Annotated in this window: 12 protein-coding genes and 1 tRNA gene; 8 read left to right on the top strand and 5 right to left on the bottom strand. The window is 48.5% G+C overall.

Annotated elements, in window-relative coordinates:
• Positions 1-73: 73 nt before the first annotated feature.
• The 4 genes from BD749_RS06010 (at position 74) to BD749_RS05995 (ending at position 5952) form a co-directional block, all read left to right on the top strand.
• Positions 74-2800, top strand: a complete 2727-nt coding sequence (locus tag BD749_RS06010; RefSeq protein ID WP_101443422.1) for a D-alanine--D-alanine ligase family protein — start codon at positions 74-76, stop codon at positions 2798-2800.
• A 214-nt stretch (positions 2801-3014) separates the two neighbouring features.
• The gene (locus BD749_RS06005; RefSeq protein ID WP_101443421.1) at positions 3015-3791 is read left to right on the top strand and encodes a PASTA domain-containing protein; all 777 of its coding nucleotides are present in this window, start codon (positions 3015-3017) and stop codon (positions 3789-3791) included.
• 50 nt (positions 3792-3841) lie between these two features.
• Positions 3842-5653: a T9SS type A sorting domain-containing protein gene (locus BD749_RS06000; RefSeq protein WP_101443420.1), complete on the top strand. Its 1812-nt coding sequence runs from the start codon at positions 3842-3844 to the stop codon at positions 5651-5653.
• Positions 5650-5952, top strand: a complete 303-nt coding sequence (locus BD749_RS05995) for a rhodanese-like domain-containing protein (protein ID WP_101443419.1) — start codon at positions 5650-5652, stop codon at positions 5950-5952. Before BD749_RS06000 ends, BD749_RS05995 begins: the two co-directional genes overlap by 4 nt.
• Positions 5953-6266: 314 nt before the next feature.
• On the opposite strand, the gene BD749_RS05990 is transcribed toward BD749_RS05995, so the two are convergent.
• Together BD749_RS05990 and BD749_RS05985 are read right to left on the bottom strand one after the other, a co-directional pair.
• On the bottom strand, positions 6267-7553 hold the full coding sequence (locus BD749_RS05990; protein ID WP_245868791.1) for a site-2 protease family protein: 1287 nt from the start codon (positions 7551-7553) through the stop codon (positions 6267-6269).
• Positions 7540-8172 (bottom strand): HAD family hydrolase, encoded by a 633-nt coding sequence (locus tag BD749_RS05985; RefSeq protein WP_101443418.1) that lies wholly within the window; start codon positions 8170-8172, stop codon positions 7540-7542. Before BD749_RS05985 ends, BD749_RS05990 begins: the two co-directional genes overlap by 14 nt.
• 102 nt (positions 8173-8274) lie before the next feature.
• Between BD749_RS05985 and BD749_RS05980 the strand changes: the two genes are divergently transcribed.
• A tRNA-Ile gene (locus BD749_RS05980) sits at positions 8275-8348 on the top strand.
• A 356-nt stretch (positions 8349-8704) separates the two neighbouring features.
• Positions 8705-10210 carry a Fic family protein gene (locus BD749_RS05975; RefSeq protein ID WP_101443417.1) on the top strand — a complete coding sequence of 502 codons (1506 nt, stop codon included), beginning with the start codon at positions 8705-8707 and terminating at the stop codon, positions 10208-10210.
• Positions 10211-10339: 129 nt separating this feature from the next.
• On the opposite strand, the gene BD749_RS05970 is transcribed toward BD749_RS05975, so the two are convergent.
• Genes BD749_RS05970 through BD749_RS05960 form a run of 3 tightly spaced genes read right to left on the bottom strand, consistent with a single transcriptional unit; the run spans position 10340 to position 12898 of the window.
• Positions 10340-11239 (bottom strand): hypothetical protein, encoded by a 900-nt coding sequence (locus BD749_RS05970; protein WP_101443416.1) that lies wholly within the window; start codon positions 11237-11239, stop codon positions 10340-10342.
• Positions 11229-12482 carry a hypothetical protein gene (locus tag BD749_RS05965; RefSeq protein ID WP_101443415.1) on the bottom strand — a complete coding sequence of 418 codons (1254 nt, stop codon included), beginning with the start codon at positions 12480-12482 and terminating at the stop codon, positions 11229-11231. Before BD749_RS05965 ends, BD749_RS05970 begins: the two co-directional genes overlap by 11 nt.
• 2 nt (positions 12483-12484) lie before the next feature.
• Entirely contained in the window at positions 12485-12898 is a 414-nt protein-coding gene (locus BD749_RS05960; RefSeq protein WP_076422581.1) for a hypothetical protein, read from the bottom strand.
• A gap of 525 nt (positions 12899-13423) precedes the next feature.
• Between BD749_RS05960 and BD749_RS19715 the strand changes: the two genes are divergently transcribed.
• On the top strand, positions 13424-15508 hold the full coding sequence (locus tag BD749_RS19715) for an AAA family ATPase (RefSeq protein WP_101443414.1): 2085 nt from the start codon (positions 13424-13426) through the stop codon (positions 15506-15508).
• The gene (locus BD749_RS05950; RefSeq protein WP_101443413.1) at positions 15501-16868 is read left to right on the top strand and encodes an McrC family protein; all 1368 of its coding nucleotides are present in this window, start codon (positions 15501-15503) and stop codon (positions 16866-16868) included. The genes BD749_RS19715 and BD749_RS05950 overlap by 8 nt, the downstream gene beginning before the upstream one ends.
• The last annotated feature ends 171 nt before the right edge of the window (positions 16869-17039 follow it).

Raw genomic sequence — 17039 nt, 5'->3', positions numbered from 1 at the left:
CTATGTATTTCCAAAAGCATCCTGTATCTTTTGCCCCTTAAAATACTGAGCGTATTTGTTACCTTTGCATACCATGAGAGTAGGAATAATTTTTGGCGGACCGTCCCGTGAGCGCGAGATTTCTTTCGCAGGCGGCCGTACCGTGTACGATAACCTCGATAAAGCCCTTTTTGAAGCCGTTCCGGTGTTTGCCGACAGCCTCGGCAATTTCATCTTGCTGGACTGGCAGTACATTTACAAAGGCACCATCCGCGACTTTTACCCACCAGTGGAGGCTCTGCCGGAGAGTGAGCACGGACTGCAGATCTACCTGGAGTCGCTGGGCGAACTGAGCATCGAGGAGCAGGACCGCATCATTGCCAAAGCCGGCAAGCGCCTGTTGCCGCACGAATTCAAAAACCACTTCGACTTTGCTTTCCTCGCCCTGCATGGACCGTACGGTGAGGACGGCAGCATTCAGGGTTTACTCGAGTGGTACCACATTCCTTACTCCGGATCAGGCATACTGCCTTCCTCCATCGGTATAGACAAAGCCGCGCAAAAGGAAATGCTCAAGCAGCACGGCTTCCCAACGCCGGATTACCGCAAGGTGCAGTATGCGGAGTGGAAAGATGTAAGCAACCGCCAGCAGCTGTTCGAGTCGCTTGTGGCAGATTTAGGTTTGCCGCTGGTACTCAAGGCCCCGCATCAGGGTTCTTCTATTGGCGTGTCCATTATCAAGGAGCACAACTACGAGCTTTTTGAGCAGGGCATGGACCGCAGTTTCTTTACCAAGAATATTTACAAAGCGCAATGGCAGGCGCTGGGCGAGGAGAAACAGGTGGCCAGCATGAAGCAGCTGGTTGACATCCGCGAGGGCATCGGCATGCCGGTTGTACTCGAGGATGGTAAGATCCTATATCACCCAGAGGAGCTGTTGAACCACATCAACCATACCTTCGCCTCAACCGATACTGAAACGATCGTGCTGACAAGCGTAGAGCATGAGCAACAGGTGCTGGTAGAGGCTTTCATTAAAGGGCGCGAGTTCTCCTGCATCGTGGTGCAGGACGAGACAGGTGCGCCAATCGCCTTGCCACCGACCGAAATTGTGAAGGGCAGCGAGGTGTTCGACTACCGCTCCAAATACCTGCCGGGCCTGGCCCGTAAGATCACGCCGATCAACCTGCCAAGCGAGCAGATCCAAGAGATCCGCAAGAACTGCAGCAAATTGTTCGTGGATCTTGGCTTTAACGTATACGCCCGTCTCGATGGCTTCCTTTCGGAAGATGGTACCATTTTCCTGAATGACCCGAACACGACATCAGGTATGTTGCCTTCATCGTTCTTCTTCCATCAGGCGGCTGAGATCGGTTTGAACCCGTCGCAGTTCCTGACCTATATCATCCGTACTTCGGTGGCAGAGCGACTCAAGACCGGTAAAGACACCGTGACCCTGACCAGGCTGCTGAGCCAGCTGGACAATGCGATCCGCGAAGAAAACGCCCACCGCCACGACAAGATCCGCGTGGGTGTAATCATGGGTGGTTATTCTTCTGAAAGACATATTTCGGTAGAGAGCGGTCGTAACATTTACGAAAAACTTTCTTCCTCAACCAAATACGAGCCGCTGCCGATCTTTCTGACGGGTAGCAACGAGGAGCATCGTCTCTACAGCATTCCGATCAACATCATGCTGAAAGACAATGCCGACGACATCAAGGAGAAAGTACTGTACTTCGAGCAGGGCGGTAAGCCGCACCCGGTGCTGCAGGAGATCATCCGGGAGGCGGAAGGAATTACCCGCAAGTATACTGGCAAGAGCCTGGAGGAGCCACAGCGCATCACCTATAGCCAGTTGCAGAATATGGTGGATGCGGTGTTCATTGCCCTGCACGGTCGTCCGGGTGAGGACGGTGCCCTGCAGCAGGAGCTCGAGAAGCTGGCTATACCTTACAACGGTTCCGGCATCAGCTCGTCGCAGATCACGATCAACAAATACGACACCAACGAAATCCTGGCCAAACACGGCGTACCGGTAGCACATCACCGTATGGCCTGGAAGGACGACTGGCAAAAAGATAAAGAAGCTTTCTATCAGAGTCTCGAATCGGAGTTCCGCTATCCGTTCATCGCCAAGCCAGCCGATGATGGCTGTAGCTCGGCTGTGAAAAAGATCAAGAACCGCGCAGAACTAGACGCCTTCACAACCCTGATCTTCCGGGAGATGGAGGAACTGGACACAGAATGCGCCCGTACCTTGTCGCTGGGCTTTAAAGAGGAATTCCCGAACAAGCAGGGCTTCCTTGTAGAGACGCTCATCAGCAAAAACGGCGCGAAGCACTTCCTCGAGATCACTGGCGGTTTGCTGACAAGGTATAACCCAGATGGCACGGTGGAGTACGAGGTGTTCGAAGCCTCCGAAGCCTTAGCCGAGGGCGAGGTGCTGTCGCTGGAAGAGAAGTTTTTGGCAGGGGAGGGGCAGAACATCACCCCAGCCCGCTATGCCACCGACCCGGAGCGCCGCCAGAAGATATCGGACCAGGTGAAAGAGGACCTGAAGCGCGTGGCCCAGATCCTGAACATTGAAGGTTATGCCCGCATCGACGCCTTTGTGCGCGTGCTGGAAAACGACGAGGTGGAGACCATCATCATCGAGGTGAACTCCCTGCCCGGCATGACCCCAGCCACCTGCATCTTCCACCAGACCGCCATTAACGGCTATAAGCCCTACGAGTTCATCGACAGGATTTTGACTTTTGGTGTGGAGCGCAACGAGCGAGCCAAAGAGTTGCAGGGGTATAAGGCGAGGAATAGTTAAATTGTTGGTTGTTAATTGTTGATTGTTGGGTGCATGATTCACCCATCCCTGCCCCTTCGAGGAGGGGAATTTCGGTGCACGATTCGGACAGGTCGCGACCTGTCCCTACGAAGCCTACTCCATCTTTTAACAATCAACAATTAACAATCAGCAATCCAACAATAAACAATCAACAAAAGCCCCTATGGGGCGAACAATCAACAATAAAATATAAATGCTAAAGACGAATTCATTTGTGGGAGTGCTGGTGCACCTGGCCTTGATGGGAGTGATCGTGGCGGGATTGATCTTCGGATTCTTCTACCTATACCTGCCGTCGGCTACAAACCATGGCGAGACCATTTCGGTACCTAAAATCACGGGCATGCAGCTGCCGGATGCGGAGCCTTTTCTGGAAGAACAGAACCTACGCTATTTCGTAAACGACTCCAGCTATCACCCGGAATACAAGCCTTTCGAGATTCTGACGCAAGACCCGTCGCCGGGCTCCAAAGTAAAGGAGAACCGCAAGATCTACATCAGCATCAACATGAAAAACCCGCCGATGATCAAGATGCCTAAGCTGATTGATGGTTCGGTGAAAAATGCAGAACTGATCCTGAAAAGCTACAGCCTGCGTCGCGGTAAGATCACCAACGTGCCCGACTTGCAGCATGGCGCCGTGCTGAAGCAGTTTGTGGACGGAAAAGAAGTACAGCCAGGCGATCTGGTGCCGAAAGGTGCCGTGGTAGACCTGCATGTAGGCGATGGCCTGGGCAATACCGAGTTTGAAGTGCCGGATGTGGTAGGTATGCCGCTCGACGAAGCCTCGGTACTGCTTGTGGGTCAGAAGCTGCAGCTGGGTAACATCATTTATGTGGCGGGCAGCGGTAAGCCGGATGGCACTGTCATTCGTCAGCGTCCGATCGCAGACGTGAAAGCCAAGATACGAACAGGCGAGCTGGTGGACCTTTGGGTGGCCGGTGAGGAGCCTGTGCAAGGTATAGACTAATAGGTGCGCCCGCTACGCTTTGTGGCGGGCGTATTTTATATAACCAAGGTATGGGTATAAGAAGGTTTCTGTTTACGCTAGTACTGCTGTGTTGTGGCTCTTTTGCCTCGGCGCAGGGCGTCCTGACGCCCTTGCAGCAGGATCCGCAGCGTATACCTACAGCCAGTCCCTACCAGCTCCGAACAGAAAGCAACCACCTTTCCCTTCCTTTTTTCGACGATTTTTCCGGTGCCTCCATTACCCCCGATCCAGCCTACTGGATCAATGGCGGCACTTACGTCAACAACCGCTTCGCACTGCGGCCCCTTACCCGCAATGTTGCCACTTTCGACGGGCTTAATGCACAGGGAGACCCCTATGGCAGCAATATTGGCGGACCAACCGATACGCTTACTTCCCAGTCCATTAAGCTAAGTGGGCTTACACCGGCCGACTCCGTATACCTGAGCTTTTACTGGCAGTCGGGTGGGCTTGGGAGCGCACCGGAGCGCAACAATAACAACCCACGTCTGCTGCGCCTGGAGTTTAAGGATGCGAATGGCAGTTGGGTGCAGGTATGGCAACAACCTGCACCGGGACTGGTAACGGAGTTTGCCCAGGCTTGGGTAGCCGTGCGGGAGCAACGTTTTCTGCATAACGAATTCCAGTTCCGCTTCCGGACGGAAGGCACCCGCAATGCCATGCGCGATGTCTGGAACCTGGACTATGTGGAGCTGGACCGTAACCGCCGCCGCGGCCAGAACACGACCCGCGACATCGGCATCAGCGAAAGCGTAACATCCCTTATGGACTACAGTGCCGTGCCTGCACGTCAGTTCCTGGCCAACCCCGACCTATACCTGCGCGATGAAATCTCTGCTAGTTTGAACAACCTTGGTGACCTGCCCGGCGCCATCGGCTGGCGGGCCTTCATCCAGCAGGTGGGCACTACACCAGCCGACACCTTTCAGCGCGAAGAAGGGCTCATACCTGGACAGGCCCGACAGCGCCAGATCACGGCCACACCGCGCATCAACAACCTCAACCTTAATCCGGAGGGCTTCGTGCTGCAGCACGGTTTCTGGCTCGACACCAAGGAGCAGAACGCCCGCCAACGTGCCAACGACAGCACCCTGCAGCGCACTACCTTCAGCGACTACTTCGCCTTGGACGATGGTACAGCCGAAGCCGGTTACAGCAGCCTCTATACCTATGGCAATACCCAGGTGGCACAGCGCTTCGAGGTGGCCACTGCAGACATGGTGCGAGCCTTCCGGGTGCATTTCCCGCAGGTAGGGGTGAGGCATAACAATGTTGCGATCACTTTCAGAATATGGGCTGATGACAATGGACACCCGGGACGCACGCTGCACGAACAGTCGTTTCCGGTGCAGCAGAACGAAGGGCTTAACACCTTTTATGAAGTTGAGTTGAATCAGCCGGTACCGGTAGAGGGGACGTTTTATGTTGGCTTCAGTCAGCCTGCTACTTTATACCTGAACATCGGGTTTGACCGCAATGCCGGTGCTACTGGCCGCTTGTTTTACAACACCGTAGTCAGCGGCTGGCAACAGGACAGCGTGAATACCGGTGCCGTGATGCTGCGCCCTGTTATGGCGGGCCAGGCATTGGGTCTGGAGGAAGAGGCAGTAGAGGCGAGTCTGCAGGTATACCCTAACCCGAATACCGGTATACTCCATTTTTCCGGGCCTTACCGTTCTTTTTCGCTCTACGACGTAACCGGGCGCGAGATTTTGCGTCATAAAGCAACGGTCTGGCAAGAGCCCATACAACTTCCCAGGCTAGCGCCGGGCTTATACACTATCCGAATTGAAACCGACCATCATACATTCACCACCAAACGCATCCTACTAAAATTATGATTACAACAGATATCACGGCCGAAGAGCTCAAGGAACGACTGGCCAAAGGGGAAACACCCGTTATCATTGACGTGCGCGAAGACTGGGAACACCAGGAAAGCAGAATTGAAGGCGCACAGAATATCCCGCTGGGAGCTTTGCCACAGCGCCTGGATGATCTAGAAGATTACAAAGAGCAGGAAGTGATCGTGCACTGCAAGTCGGGTATGCGGTCTGCCTCTGCCAAAGCGTTTTTGCAGCAGCAGGGGTTCAAGCAGGTTCGTAACCTGCTTGGGGGCATTACTGGCTACCAGGGATAATTAGTTTTTTGGATATGGCGCGAGCGTCTTCGTTTGTGACTACTATAGAGGGGCCTTTGGCCCCTTTTTCTATTTAGCTATACCGCAAGTTTAGCGCTAGCGCAAATGTTGTTACACATGAGGGCAGTTTGTAACTGGTGTAGCGGCTGCTTGCTGCAGGTATAGCAACCAGTGTTGTCGCATTGCTTGCCCTGGCCCAGCGGGCCTTCCTTTTTGTCTTGACACAAATCGAGGTCCCCTTCCCCCTCCTGTTTTGGGGGAAGGGGACCACTACAAAAGGTGGGGCTTGGGGGGAGGTGATAATGGCCGGGGAACTACCCAATTACAAACGGCGTAGGCGTAAAGCACAGCAGAAAGATCACAAAGGCTAGTACTCCCAACACCTTACGTCCGGTCGTGATTGGCGCTTCGTTTGGACAGGAAGGATGGAAGATGCCCATCAGACGCGAAAGTAAGAGGCCGAAAACCAGCCAGCCGCTGTAGCCGTCGGCGGCAGGGTATAGCCAGGCGATCAGGACCTGCACCACTACCACGATCAGCACCAGGTAAGCCGTGAAGCGCAGTTTTGGGGTGGCGGGTTCCAACACAAAGAACAGGTATAGCAGGTATAGCGGCCATGCCCAGATGTAGCCTGCCAGGTCCGGGAAGGTCTCGGCCAGGCTGTACTGCGCCAGCAGCATCCCCAGCGCCGCCAGCAGGCCGCGGCGATTGTCGTGCAGAATGCCCCGGAAGGCGAAGAACACAAAAGGCGCCAGCACCACCAACAGGCTATCGTCCCAGAGCGGTTGGCGATGCGGCGAGATCATCCCCATACCGGCATACACGATGAAGAGCGTGAAGAAGATGGGCGAGAGCTGGTTGAAGCGCCTGTACCCGATCAGGCCGTAGAGCACGTGTCCACCGTCCAGCTGACCGATGGGCAGCAGGTTGAGGGCTGTGAAAAACAGCGCCAGGTAGCCGGCAAAAAGCAGCGGGTAATGAATTACTTCATAGGCATTGGGCACCAGCGCCGGATCTGCGACATATCGTTCAAAAAATAGAAAAAGTAGGTTTTTGCCCAGCGAAAAATTACCCTCTCCCTGGTAGACATACCGGGCGTAGTCCTGTCCGAACTGCTGGTACTCCGGGTGAATGCTGTAGATAAAATCAGGCTCGGGCAGGTGCGTGAAGCCATACCAGAGCAGCGGGATCGCCACCACAAAGCCAGCCAGGGGACCGGCTATACCTATATCGAAGAACTGTTGCCTTGAGAAGATGCGGCTCCGGATCCGTATGAAAGCGCCCATCGTGCCGATGGTGGACGTGATGCCGAACCACAGCGGGATGTAATAGGGCAGCGTGACATTGGTGCGGTAGTGCTTGGCCGTGAAGTAGTGCCCGAACTCATGCACCGTTAGAACGCCCAGAAAAGGCAGCGAGAAGTAGAGCCCGGCTGCCAGTTCGGCCCAGGTAAAAGAACCCGTCCACGAAAAACCCTCCGGCCCCCAGAAGAACAACTTGCCGAAGCGCCACTCGGCCCCGGCAATGGTCGTCGTGATCAGAGTGAGCACAAAGAGCAGCAGGTGCAGGTTATACCTGTTCTGCTGCTTAGGCATCCACATTCTTAAATACCTGGTTGATGGTAAGCGGCGGCTCCAGGAATAACGTCTGCAGGCCGATCTTGTTGGCACTCTCGATGTGCTGGATGCTGTCGTCGATAAAGAGGGTCTCTTCGCGCTTCAGTCCGTTCTCCTGTAGGATCTGTTCAAACACAATGGCGTCGGGTTTGCGCTGCCCGATCAGGTGCGAGTAGTAAGCCTGCTCAAACAGCGAGTCGAGGCTCGGCATGGTAAAGCTGTGGGCCACCATCTCGTTGAAGCGCTTCAAATGGATGGCGTTGGTGTTGCTCAGCAGGAAGATGCGGTATTTCTTGCCCAGCTCACGGAGCAGCTCAATGCGTTCGGCCGGAATGTCGAGCAGCATGGCGTTCCAGGCCTCGTCGATCTGCTCGTCGGTGGCATCGAGGTGGTAGGCTTCGCGCAGGTGCTGGCGAAACTCCTCGGGGCTGCTGTTGCCGGTCTCGAAGAGGTCAAACAGGTGAGACTGTGCGCGTTGGCTGTACTCGATGGTATGGCCCTGGGTGCAGTACTGCTCCAGTTCGCGAATGCTTTTGAAGTAATCTATGTTGATGATGACCCCGCCGAGGTCGAAGATGATGTTTTTAACAGTAGTCAGGTCCACGAAAATATTTTGGTCTGGTATTTGAAATTGTCCCCACAAATATGTAGAATTGCACTCCCAAATCAAAGAAAGCGCTTTTTAAAAGGGGTTTCTTAAGGGAACGGGCCTATAGCTCATTCGGTTAGAGCAACTGACTCATAATCAGTAGGTGCCTGGTTCGATTCCAGGTGGGCCCACTCAAAATCAAGCACTTATCTCGCAGAGAGGTAGGTGCTTTTTTTGTTTACACACGATTTGCACACAGACCTAAAAAAGCAAAATTGCTTTAGCGATAGTGTGAATATGCATATATTTAGTAATAATGACACATCTCCGCTTCAGGATATTGGTGTCGGTTCATTTTTATGAAGCTTATGCCGTCTGTTTCGCCTAATAATTTAATTGTTTTACAGTAGCTATTGCTTGTTATATTCATTTTACAGTAATTCTAGTATGTGTAATATGTCCTGTTTAATTTTTATATGTTTTACTGTAAAATAAATTCATTTTAACTATTTTACTGTAATTTTAATCAATTTACATAAAGAGACAGATGAAATTGCAAACAGTCGGTAGTCTGTGGCTGCAGGAGCATTTTAAATTGATGCGTTTTGCACTGACGCACCGTTCATACATCGGACAGAACGCTAAATTGGAGCTGACCCCTAGCGGGGAGGTCAATCAGGTTTATGGTTCGAAATATGCACCGGCTTCAAATACAGTAATGGCGCACCTGGAGTTCTCTTTAAAGTATGATGACCTCCATCTCGCTTTCCTGCAGGCTGTTTTTGCGCTCGTTTCGGAAGTGGAAATTGTAGCCTATGTAGAAAGCTCCCCAACAGGTAAGTATGCCCGAAAGATCGGTTTTCTGTACGAATTCCTAACCGGCAGGCAAGTAGCACTTGCTGTAGCGGTAGGAGGAAATTATGTTGACTTGCTGGAAGAGGGTAAATACTTTACAGGCAAGGCGGTAAAAGTCCAGAAGTGGCGCATTAACAACAATTTGCTGGGTACGGCTGCTTATTGCCCCATCGTACGGAAGACAAGTGCACTGGCAGATGTACTACAACAAGACCTGCGGCAGCAAGTGGACCAGTTGAAAGAAAGCTTTGACCTGGACACGTTCAGCAGAGCGATACATTACTTGTATAGTAAGGAAACCCGCTCTTCCTATGAAATTGAAAAAGAGAAGCCCTCTCCCGAAAGAATGGAGCGTTTTATAGCGCTGCTCAGCCACGCCGGCAGGGGGACAAGCGAACATTTGTTGAGCGAAGAAAACCTGACGCAACTGCAAAATGCCATTGTCGATCCCCGGTTTGCGGCTTCCGGTTACCGTAACTTTCAGAACTATATCGGGCAGACACTCCCAAACTACGTGGAAATGATTCATTTCATTTGTCCGCCACCAGAGTTTGTGCTTTCACTGATGGAGGGTCTGAAAGAAACCGCTTCCAAATCGGAGGGAGCTTCTGCTCTGGTAAGAGCAACTGTCATTTCATTTGGGTTCGTCTTTATCCATCCATTCGAAGACGGCAACGGCAGGCTGCACCGTTTTCTGATCCATGACATGCTCGTACGGGACGGAGTGGTACCCGATGGGCTGATCATTCCGGTGTCGGCCCACATGCTTAGCCACATGCGCGACTACGATAAAACACTTGAAAATTACTCCAAACCTTTGATGCGGCTGGTGCAGTACACCAAAACAGCCAATGGAGAACTGGAGGTGACCAACAAGAAGGAAGTGGAGGGGTATTTCCGCTACCCGGATTTGACGGACCAAACTATTTTTCTTGCCCACACGATACAGTCGACAATTACTGATGATATGCCGCAGGAACTTACCTTTATTCAGCGCTATAACGAGGCAAAAAGGGAGCTGCAGCAAATTGTGGACATGCCCGACAAGGAGCTGAATCTGATGATCCTGTTTCTGCACCAGAACAAGGGTAGTTTCCCGAAGCGCCGGAGAAAAGACTTTGCTAAGCTCACCGACGATGAAATCGAGAGAATGGAGCAGGCGTACCGGGAGGTATTTGAGTTGGCTACTGATCTGTAAAATAGCTATGACTGGTAATTTGAAATCAGGAAATGACACAGTTTAGATTAAACTACCCAAAGGAATTGTAATCCTGATTAAAACTGAACACTTTCAAAAAGAAAGGCCCCAATCCTGGGGCCCTTCTTTTTAGCTTCTAAAGAAGTTCTCAATTCTCTTGTCTGTGTTCGAGGGTAGATCGGTAGTATGCAGCACCGGATCTTCAATGCTCATATCCCGAAACCATTCGTTAAGATATGCTTTGATAATATCCTCTTCATTCTTGTGAGAATCAGATGCATTAATTTCCAACACCATAACTTCCAGGTTTTCGATTTTTTGGTTGGTGCTCAGTAAGCCATAGCTTTCCTTTTTCATTTTCTCTCGCCAATCACCGCCTTTTCTAAAGCCTTCGTCCTGCAGAAACTTCGGTGTGATGTAAGAGGTTTTATTCTGATGACGGTCCTTTGACTGCTCATGATAGAGATAGCCATCTGTCACTATAACCAAGATATTGCGGTATTCAGGATTAGACTCTATGCAAAGATCTTTTACATCATTTTTAAAGAAGCGCCAGACATCAGAGCCTACCCAGTTTTTACTGTTGATGGTCTGGGTATAGATTTCTCTCAGACCTTCCTCGAAATTGGTAGTGATGTTGTCGTATACTTCTTTCTTCTGTTTGCTGTTCATGTTCGAAAGATCCACCGACAGCTTCTTGGCGATATTATTGATGTTCGGATCATTAGGAGCAGGTTTAAACAGCACTCTTATTTTGTCTTTCGACTGGAAAGAGCCCTTTGCTTTCATGTTATTTCTGAATACCTCCGTCAGCTTACCTACAATCTGGATATCACGCTCAGCCTGCGTGGGCTGCATGGGCTGAATTACTCTGTCTGACAAGTCTAGTACAATGCTGATGTTCAGCATCTGGGGTTTAACTTCTGCAGTCTGTGGCTCTACAGATGCCTTCTCAATATTTGCTTCTTCAGAACTGCCGCAGCTGAATAGGGCGAAGGCAAGAAACAGGGATAGGAGCTTATTTTTCATTGTCTTGGGCGAGGGCTTCCATGGGTTTAACATTCATTTGTATAAATTCTACTACCAGGTTATGTGCGTTCTGGCGTGCTGTTTCATCGCGGCTGTTGAAATTGAGAAACTCCAGCCAACCATCCAGGAACCGCATGAGGGAGTGCTCCAACTCCTTTGGTTTAATGATGTCCGAATGGTCAAGAATGGTCTTGAGCTTTTCTATCTCAGTATTGTTGCTGCCAATAATATTGTTCAGTTTATCTGTTTCTTCATCAAGCTTATGCAGTTGCTCTTCTTTCTTAGCGATTTCCTCCTTTTTTGCTTTTACAATCACGCTTAACTGATCTAATTTGCCGTAGGCCTCCATCACAAAGTCAAATACTAAACCCCAGACTAAATACACCACAAATCCTGCAAAGATGATGAGCCAAAAGTTGACTGACTGAAATGCCATGGCTACGGTGTATGGCGGGATGTCGTCAAAGCTGTTTTCTGCCTTTATATTATAGATCTTCTCTGTAATCTCATAAGCAAGGATAGCGTCAAAAATGAAAGTAACAGCTATTAGCATGACAATTTTAGGATATTTGCCCCAGCCTTTTACTTCCTGAAATTTGTGAATGAGGTAGCCGAGGCCCAGGAACACAAAGGGAATAGTCAGGATGAGCACCAATTCTGTAAACCCGTCTTTGTAAGCCTTTGAGAGGGCTTGTGCATCAAAGATGGAGTTAGCAACTCCCAGTTCACCTACTGTGAATTCTTTGAAGAAAGCGGAGAAAGAAGCTGAACTATAGAAGATAAACAGGTATACTGTCAGGAAAGTGAGGATAATGGTGCCGATCACAAAACCGGCCTTACCCACCTTGTCGCCGATGAAATCCTGCGGGTTCCTTTTCATTTCCCGGATCTCTTCCTGCAGAGCTTCAATTTTCTCCTCAATCTTAGGTACCTCTACATGCTTGATCTTCTCAAGGCGGTTGTGGTATACCTCGTTCTTCATCATGTATTCCCTAAGCTTCACCCGAAAAGGCTGCTTCGCCTTTTCCTGCTCTATCTCGTCCTGGCGCAGAATCTCCTTATGGTTATGGTAAATTTTGCCAATGCAGGTTTTTAGCCCTGTCTCAGAAGCGCCGTGATTCTGTGCTTTTGCTTTGCCTTCGTCGTACCAGTCGATCAGTACAAAATCCTGGTAAGATGGGGTGCGCTCCAGTACTTCGGCTGGTGCTGCACTATCGAATATGCCTTTGAATAGTTTGACCATGACTATAGCGTTTGCTTTACCTGCTCAATTATTTCTCTCTTGTCTGTCCCGTTCATGGCTTCCTCAATCAGGAATTGCATGATAGCCGGGACGTTGCGCTCGTCGAATCCGAACTTAAGGCAGAATTTTTTTAATGTAAGATGTTCATGTTCGTCTACTTTGCCGTCGGCCAGAATCATGGTCACATAGTCGTAGAGATACTCAATTTTAGTAACGGTATCCTGAGGAATGGTGAATTTCGTGCTGTCGGGCTGCAGAATGATCTGCTCGATTTCTTCTTTCTGGATACCCCTTTCCTGCCCCAATTTAAAAAGCATTTCGAGCTCCTGTGTATCGATTTGGGTATCGGAGAGGGCAAGGAAATAGAGATTGAGAAAATGTGTTTTAAGCTCGTGATCCAGTACAGTTGTTTGCATAAAATTTGAATTTAAGGGTTATAAAGTGAGATTATAGATGCGCCAGTTGTGCGGATCTTACAAAAGGGATATTCATCGGACATAGCTATCCGCTGTCCAAAGACTTAAAGGAAATTCAATAGTCTTATTTTGTACTAGGTAATTTGTGGGGGCGCTTTCTTTATCAACTCTGAAGCAGAGTAGCTAAAGAAGGAATGGCAAATTTGCCTTTATGTTCGAAAGTAGATTTGATGTCCAGTACTAATTTAATTAAAATATATTAATTAAAAACTATATTTTTAAATTTTATATATCAATCATACATATTATACTGAATATTTAATATTCAAGTTATTCTTTTTTAATTTCAAATGATGCCTTCTGTTAAACTGAACAGAAATTGAAATAAGCCCCCGAAGCTTTCATATACCTTTAGCATAATGACCTTTATGTTATAACTCTACCAATGAATGTGATTACTTCTTTGCATTGCTCTTGTATCTTATATAAAATATTATATATTTATGAGGAAATAGAATCTATCGCATGGATAAATGGCAGGACCTGAAAAAGGTAATCAATAAGATCAACGATTCGGAAGCAGTCAACAAATTTTTTGATACAGCAAAGCACGTATTGACCGAGTTAGGGCTAACCAATGAAGACGAACTGGTTTATGCCTCCGCGATCAACAACATTCAATTAACTGTAGGAGGGAAGTACGTCACGAACATCAAAAGAAAGAATGGCTCTGTTGTATTAGGGTTCTATATCCCTGCTAAGTTTCTTAATGGACTTGGTCAAAAGTATCCAAACTTAAAGCATGAAGCAGATAGTATAAGTGATGCACAGGATTTCGTCTGGCTGGATATTAAGGCAGACCAAGCCGAGATTGGTGACTTTTTAGAGCCTGTTTTAGAGTTGGCCAGGTTGAACAAGAAGGGGCAAAAGTCACCCCATCGCTCCCAGTTTTCAAAACAGCACAATGAGTGGATTATTGAGGCGGCTTTGAATCCTGCTGTCAGAAGTAATCTCTTTAGTATCTCAAAATACTATGTAGTAGGGGCCTATTGGGAAGGTGCAACACCCGAGAATCAGACAGAAAGTTTTGTAGGAAATGGTATCTGGGAGAATGGCTATGATGACAAGTTCTTGGAAGAAGTGAACGAGGTGCCTGTTGGTAGCCAAATTGCCATTAAAGCGGTCTTCACCAAAGAGAAATTGAAATCTGTCATGGCTATTAAGGCAAGAGGGATAGTGACGGGCAATCCGAAAGATGGGAGAAGACTAAATGTCCAGTGGGAGTCTGGATTCAAGCCTTTCGAAGTAGACTTCCCAGGCGGCTATTGGGCAACTATAAAGGAAGTAACCAATCAAGATCACATCGAGGCTATTTGGAATAATAAACTTGCAGAACCAGTATCTATGAACTTTCCGCTTAATACCATCTTCTACGGTCCTCCCGGCACAGGGAAGACCTATACCACACTCCTTCGAGCTGCACAGATAATTGAAAATAGAGAAATAGAAGACTACGAGGAAGCAAAAAGGATTTTCAATGATAATTTGGGTGACAGAATTGAGTTCATCACCTTCCATCAGAATTACAGCTACGAGGACTTTATTCAGGGCCTGAGGCCAGATACGGATAACGGTGCGGAGTTGTCTTTCAAAAAAGTGGACGGTGTTTTCAAGCGCATTGCAGACAGAGCCTTAAAAAACTTGAGGCTTTCTGAAAAGGCGCCTGAGGAAGTTTCAAGAGAACTGCAATTTGAGGAAGCCCTTGATGAGTTTATTGAGGAGTTACAGGAAAGTGAGGGGAAATATAAGATCACAGAAGCTGCATACATTTTTGAAGTAGAAGAAGATGCCTTTCGATACAAAGGGGACAGATGGAACCATGCCAATGGTTTGCGGATGAAATTTAGCGATTTGCGTGAGCTATACATACATGGTATAGCTAGTAGGCAAGAAGCTAAAAGCTTGAAAAGTATATCACGTTCAGCTTATCATGATATCACATACTATTTTCTAGTCTATCAGCAAATCTTAAAACACATACCTCAAAATGTTGAGGCACCAGCCAAAGTTAAGCGACAGAACTACGTCATCATCATAGATGAGATTAACCGCGCCAATATATCCAGGGTGTTTGGTGAGTTGATCACCCTGATAGAGCCTGACAAACGTTCCCACGGGGCTATACCGCTCAAGTGTACACTTCCCTCCGGCGAAGAGTTTGTGGTGCCTTCCAACCTCTACATCATCGGTACCATGAACACAGCAGATAAGTCTATTGCGCTGCTGGATATTGCCTTACGCAGGCGTTTTGAGTTTGAAGCCATGTATCCGAAGTATCAGCTGGATGGGCAACAGGTATACGACACGGAGGTGCTGGAGAAGATCAACAAGAAGGTGGTGGAGTTGAAGGGGCACGACTTCCAGATTGGCCATGCTTACTTTATGGGAGAGAACAACAACCTGGTGGAACGGATGAACAAGAAAGTGATCCCGCTGCTACTCGAGTACTTCCTGAATGATGAGAAAGAGGTAAGCGGCATTTTGGCACATGCCGGTCTTGAAGCAGAGGATAATGCCTGGCCACTCAGAATAAAGGGAAAGCGTGATTAATCTGTTCGAATACCAGAATAAGGTAGCCCTACCCAGTTCATGGGAAGGGCTTGAGGAGTTCCTGGATGAGGTATGGAAGAACAGGGAGAAGACAGACTTCTACCTCAATGGGCAGGCGGATAAAATAGAAGTGCAGCAGTTTGTGCAGTTTCTGCACAAGACCAAAGAAGTAAAGTCAAACAAGTATGTAGGCGTCATTCACTTTGAAGGGCAGCGCATCAACCTGCTTCCGAAGATCTTTTACAAGCCAGATGCTGAGAGCTCTCCCGAGGAAATTCAGGCGATGCAGTGTCATATCCTTTGGTGGCTGAGCTACTGCCGGAAGATCAAATTCCCCAATTACCAGACGGCACTCGGTAACCTGAAAAGTGACTTCTTTGAGGTGCTGATCTACCTGTTCTCCAAGTATACCCGTGTGCTGCTGACCAGCTCCATTTACCAGCAGTATGAAGAAATCAGCCATGAATTACCCTTCATTAAAGGCCGGCTGAATACCAGTACTTACATTCATGAGAATATCGCCAGGGGCAGGTGGCATAAACTAAACTGTACCTATAACGCTTTCGTGCTGGATAACAAGTTTAACCGGATCATCAAGTATGTGGCGAGCTTGCTGTTCCGGAATACGACCAGCTCCGAGAATAAAAAGTATCTAAGGGAGATCCTGTTTATATTGGACGAAGTGACTGATGTACAGGCTACAGCCGAGGAGTGTGCCAACATACAGTTTAACCCCATGTTTGGGGAGTTCGAAACAGTGCGGGACTACTGTTACTTATTCTTAAGCAACTGCATATCCTTTAACTATAAGCAGGACCTGAAGCTTTTTGCTTTCCTGCTTCCGATGGAGTACGTTTTTGAAGACTTCATCTTTGGCTTCATCGAAAAAGAGGTCAAGGAGGTGCAGGCAAAGGCACAGGTTAGCTCTACTTATCTGGATAAGGAGGAAGCTTTTGCTCTTCGCCCGGACTTACTCTTGAAGATAGGGGAGAGGAGCGTTATAGCGGACACGAAGTATAAAATCGTTTATTCTGATGAAAGAGACCCTAAGAAAGGCATTTCACAAGGAGACCTGTACCAGATGCTGGCCTATGCCGTGCGCTTCAATACAGATGAAATTGTTCTGTTCTACCCCAATACCATACAAGGTTACCAGGAGCAGGTAAGTGAGGTGCTTATTGAGGATAATTTGGCAGGAGGAAAGCAGGTAAAGATCAGGGCATTTCAGCTTCCGATTATTAACGAGAACCTGCTGGTGCAAGAGAAGAGGACAGCTGTTGGTTTGGCTGAACTATTTGAGGATGCTAAAGAACGTTTAACCAAAAGCATCCAAAGGATTTTCCTGCCACTAGAGAATTGATTCCATGTATCATTTATCTTTTCTGCGGCTGATGAATTGTCTTTCATTTGAAAATTTACCCATATAAAAACTTATATGATTTCCTGAATATTATTCTCTATCATATTATATAATGTTCTAACTTCACAAGCCTGTAATCATAAGGGCATTTGTACAGCATAACCGGTACGA

The sequence above is a fragment of the Pontibacter ramchanderi genome (assembly GCF_002846395.1).
GTDB lineage: Bacteria > Bacteroidota > Bacteroidia > Cytophagales > Hymenobacteraceae > Pontibacter > Pontibacter ramchanderi.
This window is presented reverse-complemented; position numbering and strand designations above follow the sequence as displayed.